Source organism: Flavobacterium sp. H122 (assembly GCF_004959765.1).
In the GTDB taxonomy this organism is placed as follows: Bacteria; Bacteroidota; Bacteroidia; order Flavobacteriales; family Flavobacteriaceae; genus Flavobacterium.
In genome coordinates this window covers 234,046-253,577 of record NZ_SJZD01000005.1, presented here as the reverse complement: position 1 = coordinate 253,577, position 19,532 = coordinate 234,046, and the positions used below count along the sequence as shown (strand labels likewise).

The following is a 19,532-nucleotide window of genomic DNA, read 5'->3' as shown; positions in this document are numbered from 1 at the left end:
TTTTATTTTGTTTGTTTCTTCGTTTCTAAAATCATATAAAACTGTACTCCAAATAGAATTGATGCAATGACTAAGTGGATTGTCTGGCTTCCAAATGGAAAATGTGAGTAATACATTGCCATTCCTGAAACAATTTCAGCCATCAGAAGCAATATTACCCAATTGATTTTAGTAACGCCCAGATTAAAACGTTTATTACGCAGATATAAAAATAAATTGGCAAGGAAAACGACAACTGAAAAACTTCTATGGAAATAAAAACTGACTTCGGGCTTACTTAACCAAAGCGATTGATTGTTAACTCCGGATTTAACCTGCTCATCTACAAACTGACGGACTTGAGTGCCTAAAACCACCTGAACTAATGTCATAATAAGGGTTAACCACAGCACATACTTAAAAGCGGCGTTTACTGGTATTGCTTTTTCTTTAGGATTAGCCAGATAAATTATGTACAGAATTACACCTACAATGATTAAAGCCATAACCATATGCAAAGTAATTTTGATAGGATTTAAAACAGAATAAACCACTGTAGCACCTAACCAGGCCTGAAATCCCATCATGAAAACCACCAACCAGGAAAGCAAGGTAACTGCTTTGTTTTTTTTCCAGAATCTGAAAGAGGCAACAGCCATTGCAAGGCAGGCTAAACCTGATAAGGCTCCAAAAAGACGGTTAATGTACTCGACCCAGGTGTGTGTTGGGTTGAAAATCGCATAATCATGTTTTGTATAAAGTTCCCATTGAGAAGCATCAAAAGTTTCTCCGGTAAGACAGTCTTCCTTAGCGACAAGAAGTTTCTCATCTTTAATAATAACCATTCCTTTTTTGAAAACACGATTTTCAGACCAAGTCAGTTCCTTAACATCTGTTGGAGGAATATAATAACCAAAACATTTTGGCCAGTCTGGACATCCCATTCCGGAACCAGTCATGCGAACAAGCGCTCCTGCAATGATTACTAAATAAACCAGGATTAAAGCGGTTTTGGCAATTTTATTAAAGTTCATAGTAAATTATATTTGATGCAAATTCACGAATGTTTTTTTACTTATAAAATGATTTTGGTCATTATTTTAGACTTTGTTATTTTGAAACTCTTTTTAATCCCATTTTTTCAGCTTTTTTCATTACAAAATCATAAGCTGCTTGATATTCGTTAGGTATTTCGCCTTCTAAAATTGCTTCTTTTACAGCTTCTTTTAAAATACCAATTTCGCGTGAAGGTTTTAAATTGAATAGTTCCATAATTTCTTCACCGGTAATTGGCGGTTGAAAAACACGCACCTTGTCACGTTCTTCTACTTCTACAATTTTCTCACGGACAATCTTGAAGTTGTTATGGTATTTCTGAAACTTTTTAGGGTTTTTGGTCGTAATATCGGCTTCACACAGCGTCATTAAATTTTCTACATCCTCACCTGCGTCAAAAACCAGTCTGCGCACGGCACTATCAGTAACGATATCCTGCGCCAAAACAATCGGACGTGAACTCATCATCACCATTTTTTGAACAAATTTCATTTTTTGGTTCAAAGGCATGTGCAGTCTTTCGAAGATTTTTTTAACCATTTTACCACCTAAAAACTCATGGCCATGGAAAGTCCAGCCTTGCTTTTTGTGAAATTTTTTGGTTGGCGCTTTTCCTATGTCATGTAATAATGCAGACCAGCGCAACCATAAATCATCCGTGTTAGGGCAAATATTGTCAACCACTTCCAGCGAGTGGTAAAAGTTGTTTTTATGTGTGTGCCCTTCAACTTCTTCCACATTGTTTAAGGCAGTTAATTCGGGTAAAATAATGTTTAATAAACCGGTTTTGTGAAGGAGTAAAAATCCAACAGAAGGTTTTACTGAAAGTAAAATTTTATTGAGCTCATCTACAATTCTTTCCCCGGAAATTATCTTGATGCGTTCTTTATTTCTTGAAATGGCTTCCAAAGATTCAGTTTCAATTTCAAAATGTAATTGTGTCGCAAAACGGATGGCACGCATCATTCGAAGCGGATCGTCAGAATAGGTGATATCCGGATCGAGTGGTGTGCGGATGATTTTATTTTCCAAATCAGAAACACCATTAAAAGGATCAACCAAATCCCCAAAATTATCTGAATTTAAAGAAAAAGCCATCGCATTGATGGTGAAATCCCTACGGTCCTGATCGTCTTTTAAAGTACCGTTTTCAACCAAAGGTTTACGACTGTCAAAATTATAACTTTCCTTACGGGCACCCACAAATTCGATATCCATATCTTCAAAACGAAGCATGGCGGTGCCGTAATTTTTAAATACCTGTACTTTAGGGTTGTGGGGAATCAGTTCGGAAACTTTTAAAGCCAGATCAATGCCACTGCCTACGGCAACAATATCAATATCTTTTTTATGTTCCCTTTCTAATAGAATATCACGTACAAAACCACCAATTACATAACATTCTACGTTAAGTGATTCAGCTGCTTGTGATACAATATCAAATATTTTATGGTCTAAATGCTGTTTGTAGTTCATTTTTTATAAAGCCACGAATTCACGAATGTTTTTATAAAACTATTCGTTTATATTCTAAGTTGTCTTTTGTGAAATTGGCTAGAATAGCCAATTTGTTATTCGATATTTTTAAATAATTAATGCATTGGGCAATGTGAGCGTCTATAATTGATTCACAAGATTTTATTTCAAGGATAATTTTATCAAATACAACAAAATCTGCATAAAATTTGTGCTTCAATATTGTGTCCTTGTAATTCACAACGTATTCTTTTTCTCTTTGGAAAGGAATAGTATACGTGTTTAATTCATATTCAATGGCGTCTTTATAAACAATTTCTGAAAAACCACTACCCAGTTGATTGTGGACTTCAAAATGAATCCCCATTAATTTATAGCTTTCTTCCTGATAAATTATTTTAGACATTTATTCGTGTATTCGTGGCTTATAAATTTATTTACGTATAATCTTAACCTGACTGTCATTCGTTAGTTTGATAATAGTCGAAGGTTTATCGCAAATTTTATCGTGGTGCAAATTTACTACATAGTCAACACCTTTTATAATTTCGGGAGAGATTTCTTTAAATGATTTTGGTGTAGGTTGTCCTGAAATATTTGCTGAGGTGGAAACCAATGGTTTTTTCATGCGTTCCATCAATTTAAAGCAAAAAGGTTCTTTTACCATTCTTACCCCAAGGGTCTTGTCTTCGGCAATGATATTTTCTGCTACATTCCGTGGATTGTCAAGAATTAAAGTAGTAGGTTTTTCGGACAAATCCAGAATCTGCCAGGCTACTTCGGGAATTTCCTTAAATACATTATACATCATTCGCTCACCATTCATCAGTACAATCATGCTTTTGGTTTCTTCACGTTGTTTTAAGGCAAAAATCTTTTTGATGGCTTCCGGATTTGTTGCATCACACCCTATTCCCCAAACCGTGTCAGTAGGGTAAAGGATGATTCCGCCATTTTTTATGATTTCAAAAGCGTTGTGAACTTCGGTGTTGATGTCTTGCATTATTTAAATTTTTTAACAAAAATAAGTAATGTTTTTAAGATTTTAAAAATTCTTAAAACTTCGTTAAATTATAATACATTTGCTTATATATTTTAGTTATGAGATTGATACAATTTACTGCCGCTGATGGCTGGAGAGGGCACGAACAAAAGATAATTTACCTATATGAAGCCTTTAGGGATATGAATCTGGTTGAAGACCAGTGGATTGTCTGCAGGAATGATTCAATGGTTAAAAAAGTAGCTCTTGAACGCGGATTTAAAAATGTTTTGAGTTTTGATTTCAAATCGGAATACGATCTTGTATTTGCTAAAAAATTAAGGGATTTGTCTCATGAACTGAATGCTGATATAATTTTTATGCATAGCAGTAAAGCCCATACATTAGGCGTTTGGGCAAAATTACTTTTTGGATTAAAATCTTCATTGGTACTTTGCCGGACAATGATTGAAAGAGTTGATACCAACTTTTTCAGAAAATGGAAATATAACTACAGCGGGATTGAGAAAATTATCTGTGTATCACAACCAGTTGTTGATATTTTGAAGTATGCTGTTAAAGATGTTTCCAAAATGTGTGTGGTAGGAAGTGTAACAGATATCAATAAATTTCAAAAACAGCACAAAACGGGTTTGCTGCATGCAGAATTTAATATTCCGTCTGATTATAAAATCATTGGGAATATTGCCGCTTTTGCAGGGTTTAAAGACCATATTACCTGGATCAGAACTGTAGCTGAATTAAAGAAAAGAGGACTGAAAGCAAAATACATTTTAGTGGGTGAGGGACCTTTGGAAGGACAAATCAGAGACTTGGTTAAAGAGCTTGATTTGATTGATGATGTAATTTTTGCCGGTTTCAGAAAAGATATACCTGAAATTTTGCCGGAATTCGATTTGTTTTTGTTTACGTCAAATAATGAGCCAACAGGGGGGGTGTTGTTAGAATCTTACGCCTGTCATGTGCCAATTGTAGCAGCAAAAGCAGGTGGTATTCCAGAGGTGGTTGTTGATGGGAAAACCGGGTTTTTAGCAGAAGTAGGTAACCCTATAAGTTTTGCGGACAAAGTAGAAGAGCTTTTAAGCAATAAAGAACTGCAAAACGAGTTTGTAAAGAATGGTTATCAATATTTGGTGAATAATTTTACAAAAGAAGTTATTGCAAAAAAAATGTTTGCTGAGTTGAATGACGTTTTAATTAAAAAACAAAAATGATAAAATTCTTAAAAAGAAAAGCACTGCAGCTTTACGTTGGGTTATTGAAGCTTACAGGAGCAAATGATGTTGCTGTATCTAAGGCAAAATATTACCTTAAAAACAATAAGCCACTTAATTTGGGAGCTCCTGAAGAGTTTATGGAAAAATTACAATGGCTTAAACTTTATCATTACAAAGAAGAATTTGCCAGATATGTTGATAAATACGAAGTCAGAAAATTTGTTGAGGAAAGAGTAGGTGAAAAATATCTCAATAAAATAATAGGTGTCTATAATAATGTAGAAGATTTGAATTACAATGATTTTCCAAATCAATTTGTTTTAAAATGTACGCATGGATCCGGATTAAATGTTATTGTGACTGAAAAAGAAGGTTTTAATGTTAAAAAAACAAATAATTTGCTGAATAAATATTTAAAAGAAGATTACAGCAAAGAAAATCAGGAAGCTATTTACAAAGGCGTAAAACCAAGAATTATAGCCGAATATTATTTGTCAGAGTTAGGGGAAGAAAATATAATTGATTATAAGTTTTTTTGTTTCAGTGGAGTGGTAAAAAGTGTTTGGGTAAAAACTTTTGATAAAGGACTTTACAAAAATTGTTACTATGATTTAGACTGGAATAAAATTAATGAAGATGAAAAGCGTAATAATTTCCTTGATGTTGATGTGAAAAAACCTGAAAATTTTGAAGAAATGATTGAAGTAGCTCATCAATTATCAAAAGATTTCTTGTTTATGCGGGTTGATTTGTACTCTATTCAAAATAAAACATATTTTGGAGAGTTGACTTTTTTCCCTTGGGGAGGAAAACAAAGGCTTACTGTAGAAAAATTTAATAAGGAGTATGCGAGATTAATTGAATTGCCGGTTAAAAACTACGCTTAATCTTTTATTAATAATTTTAAAAAAACAGATGAATTTAATTAAACGTGAATTTTTTAAGGTTTATTTAGAAATTTTAAAAAAATATTCTAAAAATGATCTCTTAATATGTCAGACGGAATATCTTATAAAAAATAGAGTAGCATTAAATTTAAAAAATCCACAGGAGATTGCAGAAAAAATCCATTGGCTCAAACTTTATTATTATGATGAAAAATTCAAGCAGATTGCTGATAAATACGAGTGCAGGAAATATGTTGAAGAGAAAGTTGGAGATCATATATTGGTAAAAAATCTCGGCGTTTATTCAAAATTTGATGAGATAGATTTTGATGCATTGCCCAATCAATTTGTGTTGAAGGGTACTCATGGCTCAGGATATAATTTAATTGTGACCAATAAAGAGAGTGAGAATTTTAAAGAAGCCAGATACAGATTTGACAAATGGTTGAAACAAAATTATTACTACAAGTTCAGGGAACGTGTTTATAAAGATATTGAACCCAGAATAATCTGTGAGCAATTTTTAATTGATAATGAATTAAATGAATTAGTGGAGTATAAGTTTTACTGTTCAAATGGTAAGCCCTTCAATGTAGTTGTCAAAGCTAAAGAAGAAGGAAAGTATAAAATGGCTTATTATAATATGGATTGGGTGAAAATTGCTCCTGATGATTCAACAAAAAACTACCTGAACAGGGAAATTAAAAAACCTGCCAACTTCGAAGATATGAAGGTAATTGCTTCCAAGCTGTCAGAGGATTTTTATTTTATCAGAGTTGATTTATATTCTGTTAATGGTAAAATTTATTTTAGCGAATTAACTTTTTTTCCAAACGGTGCCATGAAAAGATTGATGATCGAACATATGAATAAAACTATGGGTGAATTTGTTGATATCAGTCATTTAGTTTCCTGATTTTATTCTGTTTTTAAAAAGTTTAATGTAAGCATAAATTCTTCTCTTCGCTGGTATTCTAAATTTTAATCCTTCAGTAAATGCCGTCAGACAAGGTTTGCATTTTCCGCATGGTTTGTTGTTTTTGGGTTTGTGGCAAAACCAGGTAGAATCCATAATTTCCATCCATCCGTTTTCTTTGGATATATTTAAAATGTCAACTTTTGTAACTTCAAATAAATTGAAATTGAAATAGTTAAATATACGGATGACTTCTTCTTTTAAAAGTGAATTTGGATTTGGTAAATTTTCTTTGAAAAAAGGGGAAATAAAGTTGAAGAAAGAATCTGTTCTATTGTCTTTTTCAATACTTAATTCAATTGAATCAATCTCGTTTTGTTTGCAAAAAGAGGCTAACCAAAGATATTGAGAGCCAATTTTTTTTACATCACATATTTTGTCGTAACATTCTTTTAAATCAGGATCAATGACAATTTGATTTTTGTCAATTACAATCAGGGGTTTTATATTTTTTATAGCCTCAGGATGGTGCTTTTCAATTTTATCAAGAATAAGATCAATGGTTTCCAGTTCTTTTCTATATGATTTACGGTCAATATCCTTGACATAGACAGGTTGAACTTCCCTTTTTTCAGTTAAAACCAATTGAAGGAGTCTAAATGTAGAGTCCCATCCTCCCGTCCAAAGTATTTTTGTCATTTCTTAAATTTGTAAATCCCTAATTTACGTTTTAAAATCTTACTGTACAACACCATTTTAACATACAGTAAGTTTTTTAAACTCAAAAACCACCATTTTGAAAAAGAGACCTGTTTGTTCAATATAGTTTCATTCATTGATGGACTAAGAACAAAATCGTTATTGATAGCATTCCAGTTTACATTGCCGTAACCGTCAAATTCATTGACTTTGTTTTTCTGGTGAATAATAGACATCCATAATCTTTTATCAGTAATCCGGGTGATTCTGTTTTCTTTTTTCCACATGTTATGGTCACTCAGCCAAACTGTTTTAGGATTGTCATTCTTTTCAATTAGACTGATAAAAGGATTAAATATGTGTTCTTTTTTTCCTAAGATTATTTCTGGTTCAATTTGTAAAGAATATCCTTTTATAATATCTATTGCCTGAAAATTTTGTTGGTTAAAATTTTGTTGAATTGTTTTTATAAAATCTTTATGGATACAATCATCATTATCAATTCTTGAAGTAATCAAAAATGGAGTTGTAATATTTTTGATATATTCTTTTATAGAAGGATAGAAAGCATTCATTCCATCAATAAAAAAAACTTTTATATTGTTTTTTTCTTGAACCAACTTACTGATTTCTTCTTTAAATATTTCGGAAGTTGTAGTGTCAAAATAAATCAGCCACTGGAAATTATCCGTTGATTGCGCACATACTGAAGGTAAGCAGAAGTTTTTAAATAACTGCATTCTGCTGTGCATCCATTCATCATTTAAAAGACTTTCATTGTTTTTTGTGAAATCCCATTTTGGGTTTCTTAAGTTAAAACGGGTAATTAATAAATGTTTAAACATAAAATGTGAGCTGAAATGCAAAAGTAACAATTATTGCAGAATATAAATTAATGATTGATTTATTTATAAATTTGCACAAAACTACAATATGCAATTTCTCGTCTATATACTATTTTACCCTATAATATATTTTATTTCTATTCTTCCGTTTAGAATATTGTATCTCCTGTCAGATTTTGTTTTTCTTTTAGTATTTCATGTTTTTAAATACAGAAGAAAAGTAGTTGTGAACAACTTAAAACTTGCTTTGCCACATTTGTCAGATAAAGAAAGAGGTGATGTTGAAAAGAAATTCTACAAACATATGTGTGATATGTTTTTGGAAATGATTAAAACCATGAGTATTTCTGATAAGGAAATTGAGGAGCGTTTTAAATTTAAAAATCTTGATGAATATCTGGAGCTTGAAAAACAAAATAAAAGTGTAGCTTTATTGGCATCTCATTATGCAAGTTATGAATGGGTTATTTCTATGAACAGAAAAATTAAGTTCAGAGGTTTTGCCATATATAAAAAGCTTAGCAATAAATATTTTGATGATTTGGTTAAAAAAATCCGTTCCAGATTTAAAGCAGATTTAATTGTGAGTCAGCACACAAAAAGAATAGTAGAAAAAAATGAAATAGAGGGGATAAGAGGAATATATGGTTTTGCAAGTGATCAATCGCCACAATTAAAACCACATATTTATTGGACCAATTTTATGGGAATTGAAGTACCTGTGCATACGGGTGCTGAAATGCTTTCAAAACGCTTTGATATGAATATGGTGTATCTTAAAGTTGAAAAAGTTAAAAGAGGCTATTATGAAGCCGAATTAGAGGTTTTAACAACAGATGCAAAATCGGTTCCTGATTATCAAATCACAGATACCTTTTTAAGAAAAGTGGAGCAGCAGATTTATGAGAAACCCGAGTATTATTTATGGACTCATAAAAGATGGAAACACCGTGGAAAAAATAAGAAAGCAGTTGCTCAGGAATCAAATTAAATTTATTAATAAATTTGTAAAAAAATCAAATGAAGATATCAGTAGTTGTCAGTACCTATAATGCTGAAGAATGGTTAGAAAAAGTTCTGATTGGATATAGTGTCCAAACCTATAAGGATTTTGAAGTAATCATAGCTGATGATGGTTCCCGTCAGTCTACAAAAGACTTAATTGATAAATATGCGGTAAATTATCCGGTGCCTTTGCGTCATTTATGGCATGAGGATATGGGATACCGCCGTCAGGAAATTTTAAATGTAGCCATAATTGAAGCGGCTAATGAATATATTATTATGACTGATGGTGATTGCATTCCGCGTGAAGATTTTGTTGAAGTTCACGCAAAGGAAGCGGAAAAAGGAAAGTTTTTATCCGGAGGTTATTGTAAACTTACCATGAAAACGAGTAAACATATTTCTAAAGAAGATATACTTAATCAAAACTGTTTTGATGTTAAATGGTTAAAAAATATTGACAAAATAGGGTTTTCTAATTTTTTGAAATTGGGTTCCAAAAAACCAATTACCTCACTCTTAGATTTAATCAGTCCAACCACACCTTCGTTCAATAACTGTAATTCTTCAGGTTTTAAAGCAGATATGATTGCAGTGAATGGTTATGATGAGCGAATGAAATATGGTGGGCCGGACAGAGAATTTGGTGAGCGTTTGGAGAATTTTGGTGTTAAAGGAAAGCAAATCCGTCACAATGCTATTGTACTGCATTTGGATCATGCACGCGGATATAAAACTCCGGAATCACTGGCTGCGAATTTGGCAATCAGAAAAGAAGTAAAAGATAAAAAAATCAAATGGACACCATTTGGTATAAAAAAACAAGAACAACCAGCATAATGAGAATATTAGTAACTGGGGCTGCCGGATTTATTGCATCACATTTGTGTGAAAAATTACACTCATTAGGTCATGAGGTTGTCGGAATTGACAATATCAATGATTACTACGATGTTAATTTGAAAGAATTAAACGCTAAAGATTTAGCAGATAAAGGAATTTATATTCATAGAATTGATTTGAACTCGGATTTGAGTGCTGTCTTTGATAAACCATTCGATTATGTGTACCATTTGGCTGCACAGCCGGGAATATCTTCAACCACTTCTTTGAAAGAGTATGTGGATAATAATATTTATGCAACACAAAACTTGCTGGAAGCAGTTTTGGAATATAATCCAAACTTGAAGTCGTTTGTTAACATTGCTACATCATCTGTATATGGAATTGAAGCCACTGTTGATGAGGAAGTGCCTGCAAAACCGGTTTCTTTTTACGGTTCGACCAAATTAGCTGCAGAGCAGTTGGTGTTGGGATTACAGCGTACTGGTAAACTGAAAGCGTGTTCTATCCGTTTGTATTCTGTTTTCGGACCAAGAGAGCGTCCGGAAAAGCTGTATACTAAGCTTATCGAAAATCTATATTATGATAAACCGTTCCCTTTATTTGAAGGTAGTGTTAAGCATGAAAGAAGCTTCACGTATGTTGGCGATATCGTTGATGGTTTAGCGGCTATTATTGGTAAAGAAGATAAAGTTGACGGTGAAATCATTAACTTAGGTACGGATGAAGTAAATACCACTGCAGAAGGTATCAAAGCTGTAGAAGAAATCATGGGAAAAACATTGATTATCGATAATCAGCCACCAAGAAAAGGAGACCAGCAAAGAACAGCAGCTGTTATTGATAAAGCCAGAAAATTATTAGGTTATGAACCTAAAGTAAGTCTGAAGCAAGGGTTGCAGGAACAGGTTAACTGGTATTTAGAGAAATTTACGAAGTAATTCTTTTAATAAAATCAACTAATGACGCTCGGTATAAATCGGGCGTTAATTTTTTGTACAAATCCAATGCCTGTTGTTTGAAATGTTTTGAATGTTTGCCATTGTAAATCTCCGGATAATAATCATTCAAATGAACCGCGACATGGTTCTTATCGTCTGTAAGCATATTCCATGAAGACTTGTTAATCCATGGAGAGAAAATGGTAAATGTAGGTATATTTAAAGCTTTAGCCATATTTACCGCGCCTCCTTCGTTACCAATCATGGCATCACATTGCGATAATACAGCTAAGAAGGTACGTAGGCCTTTGGTATAAAAATCTAAAACTATTTGATTTTGTGTTTCAGGTAAGCAAGCATCATAAATGGCTTTTGCTTCTGCGTCTTGATTCGGCATGAAATTGAATAATAATTGGGCACTGCTTTCTGCTGCAATGTGATCCAATGTTGCTGCCATTTGGTTTGTGGGTAAACTTTTATTGGTATCACTTCCTAAAACACTAATCATAAAGATAAATCTGGTAGTATCCAGACGATCCTGAATATTTTTTTGTGCAGATGTTATTTCTTTATCGGTCAGATAAATTTTAGGAAATAGGACAGCAGCAGGTTTTTTTAGTAAGGCTTCGGCCAACTGCAGTCTATGTGCAATGGCCGAACCTTCAATATTTTTTTTGGGAACAATAGTTTGGGTGTAAAGCAATTTGGTGTACCATTTTTGATTACCAATTCTGATTTTCGCTCCGGAAAAATAAGCAGGAATAATACTTTCCCATTTTCCGTAAGCGTCGATAACCGCATTGTAGTTCTCTTTTTTGAGTTGAAGACCAAATTGGATTAACTGAAGTATTCCATCTTTTTTTTTCTTCTCAAAATAAATTATTTTATCAATGAAAGGATTGTGTTCTACAACAGGCTTCGTGTTGGGTTGTATCATATAATGAACTTTCCAGTCAGGATGTTGTTTTTTGATGGCTTCGCAAATCGCTGTACTGGCTAGTACGTCGCCAATCATTTTGGGTTGAATCACTAATACTTTCATGAAGGATTTTATACCGCTACGTTATATTCTCTTAACGCATCGTTAAGTGACGTTTTTAAATCAGTTGATGGTTTTCTCTTTCCAATAATCAAAGCACAAGGAACCTGAAACTCACCAGCTTCGAATTTCTTTGCATAACTTCCTGGAATTACTACTGAACGTGCTGGAACAACACCTTTGTATTCTACAGGTTCTGAACCAGTAACATCAATTATTTTTGTAGATGCAGTTAAACATACATTTGCACCTAATACCGCTTCTTTTTCTACACGAACACCTTCTACGACAATACAACGTGAGCCAATGAAAGCACCATCTTCGATAATTACAGGAGCCGCTTGTAAAGGCTCTAATACACCACCTATTCCTACACCACCACTCAGGTGAACATCTTTGCCTATTTGCGCGCAGCTTCCCACAGTTGCCCATGTATCCACCATAGTTCCTTCATCTACATAAGCGCCAATGTTTACATAACTAGGCATTAAGATTACTCCTTTAGAGATGTAAGCACCGTGACGTGCTACAGCGTGAGGTACCACACGGATTCCTTTTTCTGCATAGCCTCTTTTCAATGGAATTTTATCATGATATTCGAAGATACCCACTTCAAAAGTTTCCATTTTCTGGATAGGGAAGTACATTACAACAGCTTTTTTAACCCATTCGTTTACCTGCCATCCGTTATCTGTTGGTTCAGCTACACGAAGTGTTCCGGCATCTAATAAAGCAACTACTTCTCTGATCGCATTTTGTGTTGGTTCTTCCTGTAACAATGCTCTGTTTTCCCAGGCCTGTTCTATAATTGGTTGTAAGTTTTGCATTATAATTGATTTTAAAGCAAAGATAAAAGATTCATAAATGTTTAGCTACTCTTATACTAAAAATGTTGAAATTGTTAAATATTTCTTTGTGAAGAAAGTTAATTAGTAATTGGAGGTTGTGAAAAAAAAGTTTTTTTGTTGGATTATTCACATCTTCGTTCTTCAGATAGTTGGGAATTAACTAAAAGAGCTGCTTTTGTTTAATAGGCAGGGAATAGTTGTATTTTAAAAACACTTAAAATATTTTTCTTTCAAACAATTCGCCTCTGTGTGGTTTTAAAGCATCACGTACAGCAATCATATAGCTGTCAGTAACAACCATCCAGGCAATAGCATGCGTGTCGTTAATAATTTCAAAACCAGTAGTCTTAATAGGCAGTTTTTCTATTTCAATATATTCTTTTAAATGAATTTCGTGGTGTTCGGCAGTTTTTGTTGCTGCAGGCCCGCGGAAATCCCAAATCAATTTTATCTTACGTTGCATTATATTTTTTTACAAAAATAAAAAAACGGCTGCTAAGTTTTAAGCAGCCGTTCTAATTATTTGATTGATATTATTCTATAATTATTTGTTTCTTTAAAACTCCTTCTTCTGTATCTATCTGTAAAATGTAAACGCCTTTAGCTATTCCGGTTATGTCTAAAGCATTATTTGCATCTGACAGTTTGTTGGATTTTAACTTTCTCCCGTGAATGTCCAAAATTGTTGCATTTTTAGGGATTAGTTCGTTAAAGTTAATATTTAAAATAGAATTAGCAGGATTAGGGTAAACAGCAATTTTGCGTTCTAACTCAAAATTATTGCTGCTTAAAACTGTTGCATAGTTAAAAACTAGTAGGTCACATCTATTAGAATTAGTAATGCTGCCATTTCTTTTTAACCATTCATTTCTATCGTTGATAGTTGCTGCATTTATTTGTGAAATTGTTTTTCCTGAATAATTAAAAGATGCATTGTCAGATTCTGTATAAGGAGCTTCGGTCCCATCAACTACCATAATAGCGTTTACTCCATTTGTGAGTTGAGAAGGCAATGCTGATTTTGAGCCGGAACTGGTGTAATTATCCCATGTTGATAACTCACTGGTTGGTTCAGCATTCATTTGAATACCGGTTATAAATTTTGGGTTTCTGGTAGTACCCTGATGTACGAAAATCTGGTCGCCATCCTGACTGATTGACATAGTAAAACCTACTTTGTTAGTTGTGGCAGTGCCGGATGGTAAATAGGCAATATAAGGATCAGATACAAGTAGAGGTATTGTTACTCTGATATTGTCATATTGATTAACAGCATCGTTAAAATTTAAAATAAAACCACCTTCAATATTTGATAAACTGGACGTGTTGTTGTTGTATCCGCTATCAGTAAAAAAAAGTTTCGTTCCTGCCGGCAAACCGCCGTTTTTTAAGACAACAAAGCTGAAATCCGCTGAAAATTGTGGGTCAGCAACATAGTTATAACTATTGTAGCCGGTGAAAGCGATATCTCCAGCATTTAAAGTCAAAGGTGCTGTGTATGAGTTAAAGTAGTCACTTCTGGCTACTGCACCACAACTTATCAGGGGGGTACAACCCAAATCGTTTGTCAAATCCAATCGTATATCACCTTCTCCGGACCAATCTATTGTCACATTCCAGATATTTGTATTTGTTGTTTGTGTAACAGAACTGATATTTGCAATAATATCACCTCTGGTTTGAAGAGTAAAATTTGAACTGCTTAGATTGTTCAATTCTGATATAAAAGTTACAGTATAAGTTACCGTGTTTGCAGTTTCTGAGCTCATTAAAATAGTGGGTGTATTTATTACTGGAATAGCATCATTGCCCCCAAGGGTCAAAGTTCCTGAGCAAGAGTCAGATAACCAGCAAATAGTAGGAGGGAGATCCGAGTTTTTGTCATTGTAAAAAGCTGTAGTCCAGGTGTCTTCATAATACTCCTGTAATTCCCATCTGTAAAAAATGTCCGACCATACAATTTTTAAGTCAGTGCCTAAAACGTATTTGTTTTTTCCGTTTTCCTGACCATCAAGAGTGTAAGTTCCTGCTTTTGGCAGAATGTTTAAGCAATTGTCAATATCAAGTGTAGCGTTAATAGTTTGAGCAAATTGAACAGAACTTATTAGTAGAAAAACTAACGAAAATATTTTTTTCATCATGTTTGTTTTGATTTGTTTGAAAAGTAAAAATAAGTGTTTTTTTTTAACAAAAAATAAAAACTTAATTTTGCCAAAGAAATAACGATACATGTCAAGAGAACTTCAAATACAAGTACCGCCGGAAATTGCGTCAGATGAAACAATGCTTAAAGAACATTTGGCAAAATTAATGCAGGTGTCTTCAAAAGAAATTAAGCATTTAAGTATTGAAAAGCGTTCGATAGATGCACGCCAGAAAGCGGTAAAATTTAATTTAAAAGTAAATGTTTTTTTTCAGGATGAAGAGGTGGTTGTTGATAAACCGGAACTTCCTGAATATAAAAATGTTTCAAACGCTCCTGAAGTGATTGTCGTAGGGGCAGGTCCTGCGGGACTATTTGCGGCTTTACAGTTAATTGAGCTTGGAGTAAGGCCTATTCTGATTGAAAGAGGAAAAGATGTGCGAGGACGCCGCAGGGATTTGAAGGCAATCAATAGGGATCATATTGTAAATGAAGATTCTAATTATTGTTTTGGAGAGGGAGGAGCAGGGACTTATTCTGACGGGAAATTATACACCCGTTCTAAAAAAAGAGGGGATGTTGACAGGATTTTAAAGTTATTGGTGGCTTTTGGAGCGTCATCTGAGATTTTAGTTGATGCGCATCCGCATATCGGAACCAATAAATTGCCTCAGATAATTCAGGATATCAGAGAAAAAATAATAGAATTTGGAGGTCAGGTTCTGTTTGAAACCCGTGTAACTGATATTTTACTGAAAAATAACGAAATCGACGGAGTAGTTGTTCAGAACGGAGATAAAATACATGCCAAAAAGTTAATTCTGGCGACAGGGCATTCAGCTCGTGATATTTTTGAATTGCTGGACAGGAAAAAAATATTGATAGAAGCAAAACCGTTTGCTCTTGGTGTTCGTGCCGAGCATCCGCAGACATTAATTGACAGTATTCAGTATTCCTGTGATTTCAGGGGTGAATATTTGCCACCGGCACCATATTCTATAGTGAAGCAGGTTAATGGCCGTGGGATGTATTCTTTTTGTATGTGTCCGGGTGGGGTGATTGCTCCCTGCGCAACCAGTCCGGGTGAAGTGGTTACAAACGGATGGTCACCGTCAAAACGTGATCAGGCAACTGCCAACTCTGGAATAGTAGTTGAATTGAAACTGGAGGATTTTAAACCTTTTGCAAAATTCGGGGCATTGGCAGGGATGGAATTTCAAAAAGCAATCGAGCAAAAAGCGTGGCATTTAGCCGGTCAGACTCAAAAAGTACCCGCTCAAAGAATGGTTGATTTTTCACAAAAAAAGATTTCTTCCAGTATTCCTAAAACTTCATACGTGCCTGGTACGGAAAGCATTGAATTAGGTGAGGTGTTTCCGGGATTTTTAACACAGATAATGCGTGAGGGATTTGTTCAGTTTGGCAAATCAATGAAAGGATATTATACAAATGATGCTATTCTACACGCTCCTGAAAGCAGAACCTCTTCACCGGTTAGAATTCCGCGTGATAATTTTACATATGAGCATTTACAGATCAAAGGGTTGTATCCATGCGGTGAAGGTGCAGGTTATGCAGGTGGGATTATATCGGCAGCAATTGATGGTGAAAAATGTGCTGTTAAAGTTGTAGAGTCTTTATAAAAAGAAAACAGAGAGTAAAACTACTCTCTGCTTGTTTTTTAAAATACAATTGTTGGGACTGACATGGTGAAGGATCCTTCCGGTCCTGCAGTGGCATTTGTGGTTGAAATTAAAGTGTCGCCTCTGAAAACTTTGATAGTTAAAGTCTTTCCGCTTGTGCCACTGTTTCCTGCGGCTGCAAAAGATGCGCTTGTGACAGTTGAATCGTAAGTTATGCTTAAATTCCATGGTAAACTGGAAATGTTCCCATTTACAACGCCGCCACTTTGAGTTGTATAGCTTATACCAATACTTCCGTCGAAAGTACCGCTGACTTCATATCTGACATCTCTCGATAAATTGCTTTCTTCGCTGCCACTGTCGCATGAAACCAACAGCAGAATTGTCATGAAGAAATAAATGATTTTTTTCATAGAATTGATAATGTTTAATTATTTGGGTTTTTATTGAAAACTAAAATAATAAGAGTTTATTTTATGTGGTATGAAAAAAAGTTTTTTTGGTAGACATATCTTTATAGAACGTAGATTGAAATAACTAAGTGCAATCCCTGTTAGGTTTTGGTATAGTTTTCGTATTTTTACCCGGCAAATTAATTTTATGATTGAAGAGAAAGTAATTTTAGTTAACGAAAAAGATGAGCCGATTGGCTTGATGCCAAAAATGGAAGCTCATGAAAAAGCCTTATTGCACCGTGCTTTTTCTGTTTTCGTATTAAATGATAAAGGTGAAATAATGCTGCAGCAAAGAGCAAATCACAAATATCATTCACCATTGCTTTGGACAAATACCTGCTGCAGTCATCAGCGTGAAGGTGAAACGAATGTTCAGGCGGGGAGAAGAAGATTACAGGAAGAAATGGGGTTTGATGTTGAGCTGAAAGAACTTTTTAATTTTATTTATAAGGCTCCTTTTGATAATGGTTTGACTGAACATGAGCTGGATCATGTTATGATTGGTTATTATAATGATGAACCGGTTATTAATCCTGAAGAGGTTGAATCCTGGAAATGGATGCCTATAGAAGATATTAAAAAAGATATTGAATCCAACCCGGATATTTATACGGTTTGGTTTAAGATTATTTTTGACGAGTTTTATCATTTTCTGGAAGAACACACATTATGAAAGTAACAGTAAACAGAAAAGCTCATTTCAATGCAGCGCACCGCTTGTACAGAAAAGACTGGAGTGATGAGCAGAACCAACGTGTTTTTGGGAAATGCAATAATCCCAATTTTCACGGACATAATTATGAGCTGATAGTTGGTGTGACGGGAGAAATTAGTCCAGAGACCGGTTATGTTATTGATATTAAAGATTTGGCAGATATTATTTACGAGGAAGTTGAAGTTGCTTTTGATCATAAAAATTTGAATCTTGATGTCCCTAATTTTTTTAATTTGAATCCAACTGCAGAGAATATTTCAGTGGTGATTTGGAATAAAATCAGAAAAAGAATCAAACCGGAACTGGATTTAGAGGTGACTCTTTATGAGACTCCCCGTAATTTTGTAGTATATAAAGGAACTTAAAAAATGCAGGAAGGATTAAAAGTTGGAGATAAATTACCCTCATTTGGTGCAAAAGACCAAAACGGGAATGATTTTTATATTGACTCTGTTTTAGGAAAGAAAGTTTTGGTGATTTATTTTTATCCAAAAGATGATACGCCGGGCTGTACTAAACAGGCATGTTTTTTACGCGATCAGTATGAGGAATTTAAAGCTATTGGTGCCGAAGTTATAGGTATCAGCGGTGACAGTGTTCCAGCGCATAAAAAATTTGCCAGTAAATACGATTTGCCTTTTATTTTATTGTCAGATGGAGATAAGTCACTTCGTAAGCTTTTTGGTGTAAAAGCCAATCTTTTAGGTATTTTGCCAGGTAGGGTTACGTTTGTGGTGGATAAAAAAGGTATTATTCAGATGGTTTTTAATGATATGAATGCTGAAAACCATTTGGAAAAAACGGTTGAGAAAGTAAAAAGTTTGATTTGATGATGAAGATGTATCCTTTAGTTTTCGAGCCAATTTTGAAAGAAAGAATTTGGGGAGGAAATAAATTAAAGTCTGTTTTGAATAAAAAATCAGTAAATGAAACTACCGGTGAAAGCTGGGAGTTGTCTGCTGTTTCAGGTGATGTGAGTGTGGTGGGTAACGGATTTTACAAAGGAATGTCGCTAACTTCTCTTTTAGAGCAATTTCCTGAAGAAATACTTGGTAAAGAAGTTTATAAGCGTTTTGGAAGTGAATTTCCATTGCTGTTTAAATTTTTAGATGCCAAAGAAGATTTGTCTATTCAGGTGCATCCAAATGATGAGCTGGCAAAGCAAAGACACAATTCATTCGGTAAAACTGAAATGTGGTATGTGATGCAGGCTGATGAAAATGCAAAGTTGATTATAGGTTTTAAAAATGATTCTTCAAAAGAGGAATATCTCAGCCATTTGGAAAATAAAAAATTGGTTTCCATTTTAGATGAAATACCGGTTAAAAAAGGAGACGTTTTTTTTCTTGAAACAGGAACAGTACATGCTATAGGTGCCGGGACTTTAATAGCTGAAATTCAGCAGACATCAGACATTACGTACCGTTTGTATGATTTTGAGAGAAAAGATGCGAACGGAAATTTACGTGAATTGCATGTGGATTTAGCGCTTGATGCTATAAATTACAAGAAGACCAATGCTCGTAAAGAATATAGTTTAAAAAGCAATGAATCGGTAAGTATAGTCGATTGTCCTTATTTTACAACAAATGTGATTGTGCTTGAGGGAGAGATAAATAAGGGTAATTCCGGAGATTCATTTTTAGTATATATGTGTACAGAAGGCAGTTTTTCTGTAAATATAAACGAAGAGAATTTTGATTTTAAAAAAGGCGATACAGTTTTAATTCCGGCTTCAATTTCTGATTTTCAGTTGGTTGGTAAGGCAAACTTGTTAGAAATAACGATTTCCTAATGATTATTCAGAAGAATAATTGTACTT

The 19,532-nt window shown here is 34.1% G+C and carries 22 protein-coding genes; 11 read left to right on the top strand and 11 right to left on the bottom strand.

Translation table 11 applies throughout. The features are described from left to right. Positions 1-2: 2 nt before the first annotated feature. From EZM65_RS09880 to EZM65_RS09865, 4 genes are all read right to left on the bottom strand, one after another. Positions 3-1,013, bottom strand: a complete 1,011-nt coding sequence (locus EZM65_RS09880; protein WP_136668389.1) for a heme A synthase — start codon at positions 1,011-1,013, stop codon at positions 3-5. Between the two features lie 76 nt (positions 1,014-1,089). Next, positions 1,090-2,511: a CCA tRNA nucleotidyltransferase gene (locus EZM65_RS09875; protein WP_136668388.1), complete on the bottom strand. Its 1,422-nt coding sequence runs from the start codon at positions 2,509-2,511 to the stop codon at positions 1,090-1,092. A 31-nt stretch (positions 2,512-2,542) separates the two neighbouring features. Beyond that, positions 2,543-2,917: a GxxExxY protein gene (locus tag EZM65_RS09870; protein WP_136668387.1), complete on the bottom strand. Its 375-nt coding sequence runs from the start codon at positions 2,915-2,917 to the stop codon at positions 2,543-2,545. A gap of 27 nt (positions 2,918-2,944) precedes the next feature. Continuing rightward, positions 2,945-3,514: an L-threonylcarbamoyladenylate synthase gene (locus tag EZM65_RS09865; protein ID WP_136668386.1), complete on the bottom strand. Its 570-nt coding sequence runs from the start codon at positions 3,512-3,514 to the stop codon at positions 2,945-2,947. Positions 3,515-3,612: 98 nt separating this feature from the next. Here EZM65_RS09865 and EZM65_RS09860 point away from each other — a divergent pair, with 98 nt between their 5' ends. From EZM65_RS09860 to EZM65_RS09850, 3 genes are read left to right on the top strand one after another with little or no spacing between them, the layout of a single operon-like run. Continuing rightward, entirely contained in the window at positions 3,613-4,728 is a 1,116-nt protein-coding gene (locus EZM65_RS09860) for a glycosyltransferase family 4 protein (protein ID WP_136668385.1), read from the top strand. Next, on the top strand, positions 4,725-5,618 hold the full coding sequence (locus tag EZM65_RS09855; protein WP_136668384.1) for an ATP-grasp fold amidoligase family protein: 894 nt from the start codon (positions 4,725-4,727) through the stop codon (positions 5,616-5,618). The genes EZM65_RS09860 and EZM65_RS09855 overlap by 4 nt, the downstream gene beginning before the upstream one ends. A 28-nt stretch (positions 5,619-5,646) precedes the next feature. Then, positions 5,647-6,534 (top strand): ATP-grasp fold amidoligase family protein, encoded by an 888-nt coding sequence (locus tag EZM65_RS09850; RefSeq protein ID WP_136668383.1) that lies wholly within the window; start codon positions 5,647-5,649, stop codon positions 6,532-6,534. On the opposite strand, the gene EZM65_RS09845 is transcribed toward EZM65_RS09850, so the two are convergent. Then, positions 6,523-7,233: a 7-cyano-7-deazaguanine synthase gene (locus tag EZM65_RS09845; RefSeq protein WP_136668382.1), complete on the bottom strand. Its 711-nt coding sequence runs from the start codon at positions 7,231-7,233 to the stop codon at positions 6,523-6,525. The two genes, EZM65_RS09850 and EZM65_RS09845, sit on opposite strands and share 12 nt — an antisense overlap. Next, positions 7,230-8,078, bottom strand: coding sequence for a glycosyltransferase (locus tag EZM65_RS09840; protein WP_136668381.1), 849 nt, complete (start codon positions 8,076-8,078; stop codon positions 7,230-7,232). The genes EZM65_RS09845 and EZM65_RS09840 overlap by 4 nt, the downstream gene beginning before the upstream one ends. Before the next feature lie 88 nt (positions 8,079-8,166). Here EZM65_RS09840 and EZM65_RS09835 point away from each other — a divergent pair, with 88 nt between their 5' ends. From EZM65_RS09835 to EZM65_RS09825, 3 genes are read left to right on the top strand one after another with little or no spacing between them, the layout of a single operon-like run. Beyond that, the gene (locus EZM65_RS09835) at positions 8,167-9,069 is read left to right on the top strand and encodes a lysophospholipid acyltransferase family protein (RefSeq protein WP_136668380.1); all 903 of its coding nucleotides are present in this window, start codon (positions 8,167-8,169) and stop codon (positions 9,067-9,069) included. Positions 9,070-9,098: 29 nt separating this feature from the next. After that, on the top strand, positions 9,099-9,923 hold the full coding sequence (locus EZM65_RS09830; RefSeq protein WP_136668379.1) for a glycosyltransferase family 2 protein: 825 nt from the start codon (positions 9,099-9,101) through the stop codon (positions 9,921-9,923). After that, positions 9,923-10,867, top strand: coding sequence for an NAD(P)-dependent oxidoreductase (locus tag EZM65_RS09825; protein WP_136668378.1), 945 nt, complete (start codon positions 9,923-9,925; stop codon positions 10,865-10,867). Before EZM65_RS09830 ends, EZM65_RS09825 begins: the two co-directional genes overlap by 1 nt. Here the strand turns inward: EZM65_RS09825 and EZM65_RS09820 are convergent. The 4 genes from EZM65_RS09820 to EZM65_RS09805 all read right to left on the bottom strand — a co-directional run bounded on the left by EZM65_RS09820 (position 10,857) and on the right by EZM65_RS09805 (position 14,892). Further along, positions 10,857-11,909: a glycosyltransferase family 9 protein gene (locus EZM65_RS09820; RefSeq protein ID WP_136668377.1), complete on the bottom strand. Its 1,053-nt coding sequence runs from the start codon at positions 11,907-11,909 to the stop codon at positions 10,857-10,859. The two genes, EZM65_RS09825 and EZM65_RS09820, sit on opposite strands and share 11 nt — an antisense overlap. An 8-nt stretch (positions 11,910-11,917) precedes the next feature. Next, the gene (locus tag EZM65_RS09815; RefSeq protein ID WP_136668376.1) at positions 11,918-12,733 is read right to left on the bottom strand and encodes a 2,3,4,5-tetrahydropyridine-2,6-dicarboxylate N-succinyltransferase; all 816 of its coding nucleotides are present in this window, start codon (positions 12,731-12,733) and stop codon (positions 11,918-11,920) included. A gap of 235 nt (positions 12,734-12,968) precedes the next feature. Further along, complete coding sequence (locus tag EZM65_RS09810; protein WP_136668375.1) at positions 12,969-13,217, bottom strand: hypothetical protein; 249 nt, start codon at positions 13,215-13,217, stop codon at positions 12,969-12,971. A gap of 70 nt (positions 13,218-13,287) precedes the next feature. Continuing rightward, on the bottom strand, positions 13,288-14,892 hold the full coding sequence (locus EZM65_RS09805; protein WP_169051690.1) for a T9SS type A sorting domain-containing protein: 1,605 nt from the start codon (positions 14,890-14,892) through the stop codon (positions 13,288-13,290). A 91-nt stretch (positions 14,893-14,983) separates the two neighbouring features. Between EZM65_RS09805 and EZM65_RS09800 the strand changes: the two genes are divergently transcribed. Continuing rightward, positions 14,984-16,540, top strand: a complete 1,557-nt coding sequence (locus EZM65_RS09800) for an NAD(P)/FAD-dependent oxidoreductase (RefSeq protein ID WP_136668373.1) — start codon at positions 14,984-14,986, stop codon at positions 16,538-16,540. A 38-nt stretch (positions 16,541-16,578) separates the two neighbouring features. Here the strand turns inward: EZM65_RS09800 and EZM65_RS09795 are convergent, their stop codons facing one another. Further along, the gene (locus EZM65_RS09795; RefSeq protein WP_136668372.1) at positions 16,579-16,953 is read right to left on the bottom strand and encodes an MmpS family transport accessory protein; all 375 of its coding nucleotides are present in this window, start codon (positions 16,951-16,953) and stop codon (positions 16,579-16,581) included. A gap of 187 nt (positions 16,954-17,140) precedes the next feature. Here EZM65_RS09795 and idi point away from each other — a divergent pair, with 187 nt between their 5' ends. The 4 genes from idi to EZM65_RS09775 are packed head-to-tail and all read left to right on the top strand — an operon-like array spanning position 17,141 to position 19,505. Next, positions 17,141-17,668: an isopentenyl-diphosphate Delta-isomerase gene (gene idi / locus EZM65_RS09790; RefSeq protein ID WP_136668371.1), complete on the top strand. Its 528-nt coding sequence runs from the start codon at positions 17,141-17,143 to the stop codon at positions 17,666-17,668. Continuing rightward, complete coding sequence (locus EZM65_RS09785) at positions 17,665-18,075, top strand: 6-carboxytetrahydropterin synthase (RefSeq protein WP_136668370.1); 411 nt, start codon at positions 17,665-17,667, stop codon at positions 18,073-18,075. The genes idi and EZM65_RS09785 overlap by 4 nt, the downstream gene beginning before the upstream one ends. Before the next feature lie 3 nt (positions 18,076-18,078). Further along, positions 18,079-18,540: a peroxiredoxin gene (locus EZM65_RS09780; RefSeq protein ID WP_136668369.1), complete on the top strand. Its 462-nt coding sequence runs from the start codon at positions 18,079-18,081 to the stop codon at positions 18,538-18,540. Beyond that, positions 18,537-19,505, top strand: a complete 969-nt coding sequence (locus tag EZM65_RS09775; protein ID WP_136668368.1) for a type I phosphomannose isomerase catalytic subunit — start codon at positions 18,537-18,539, stop codon at positions 19,503-19,505. Before EZM65_RS09780 ends, EZM65_RS09775 begins: the two co-directional genes overlap by 4 nt. The last annotated feature ends 27 nt before the right edge of the window (positions 19,506-19,532 follow it).

Coding starts and splice junctions, on each gene's coding strand:
- EZM65_RS09880 (WP_136668389.1), bottom strand. CDS start 1,013: ATGAACTTTAATAAAATTGCCAAAACCGCTTTAATCCTGGTTTATTTA.
- EZM65_RS09875 (WP_136668388.1), bottom strand. CDS start 2,511: ATGAACTACAAACAGCATTTAGACCATAAAATATTTGATATTGTATCA.
- EZM65_RS09870 (WP_136668387.1), bottom strand. CDS start 2,917: ATGTCTAAAATAATTTATCAGGAAGAAAGCTATAAATTAATGGGGATT.
- EZM65_RS09865 (WP_136668386.1), bottom strand. CDS start 3,514: ATGCAAGACATCAACACCGAAGTTCACAACGCTTTTGAAATCATAAAA.
- EZM65_RS09860 (WP_136668385.1), top strand. CDS start 3,613: ATGAGATTGATACAATTTACTGCCGCTGATGGCTGGAGAGGGCACGAA.
- EZM65_RS09855 (WP_136668384.1), top strand. CDS start 4,725: ATGATAAAATTCTTAAAAAGAAAAGCACTGCAGCTTTACGTTGGGTTA.
- EZM65_RS09850 (WP_136668383.1), top strand. CDS start 5,647: ATGAATTTAATTAAACGTGAATTTTTTAAGGTTTATTTAGAAATTTTA.
- EZM65_RS09845 (WP_136668382.1), bottom strand. CDS start 7,233: ATGACAAAAATACTTTGGACGGGAGGATGGGACTCTACATTTAGACTC.
- EZM65_RS09840 (WP_136668381.1), bottom strand. CDS start 8,078: ATGTTTAAACATTTATTAATTACCCGTTTTAACTTAAGAAACCCAAAA.
- EZM65_RS09835 (WP_136668380.1), top strand. CDS start 8,167: ATGCAATTTCTCGTCTATATACTATTTTACCCTATAATATATTTTATT.
- EZM65_RS09830 (WP_136668379.1), top strand. CDS start 9,099: ATGAAGATATCAGTAGTTGTCAGTACCTATAATGCTGAAGAATGGTTA.
- EZM65_RS09825 (WP_136668378.1), top strand. CDS start 9,923: ATGAGAATATTAGTAACTGGGGCTGCCGGATTTATTGCATCACATTTG.
- EZM65_RS09820 (WP_136668377.1), bottom strand. CDS start 11,909: ATGAAAGTATTAGTGATTCAACCCAAAATGATTGGCGACGTACTAGCC.
- EZM65_RS09815 (WP_136668376.1), bottom strand. CDS start 12,733: ATGCAAAACTTACAACCAATTATAGAACAGGCCTGGGAAAACAGAGCA.
- EZM65_RS09810 (WP_136668375.1), bottom strand. CDS start 13,217: ATGCAACGTAAGATAAAATTGATTTGGGATTTCCGCGGGCCTGCAGCA.
- EZM65_RS09805 (WP_169051690.1), bottom strand. CDS start 14,892: ATGAAAAAAATATTTTCGTTAGTTTTTCTACTAATAAGTTCTGTTCAA.
- EZM65_RS09800 (WP_136668373.1), top strand. CDS start 14,984: ATGTCAAGAGAACTTCAAATACAAGTACCGCCGGAAATTGCGTCAGAT.
- EZM65_RS09795 (WP_136668372.1), bottom strand. CDS start 16,953: ATGAAAAAAATCATTTATTTCTTCATGACAATTCTGCTGTTGGTTTCA.
- idi (WP_136668371.1), top strand. CDS start 17,141: ATGATTGAAGAGAAAGTAATTTTAGTTAACGAAAAAGATGAGCCGATT.
- EZM65_RS09785 (WP_136668370.1), top strand. CDS start 17,665: ATGAAAGTAACAGTAAACAGAAAAGCTCATTTCAATGCAGCGCACCGC.
- EZM65_RS09780 (WP_136668369.1), top strand. CDS start 18,079: ATGCAGGAAGGATTAAAAGTTGGAGATAAATTACCCTCATTTGGTGCA.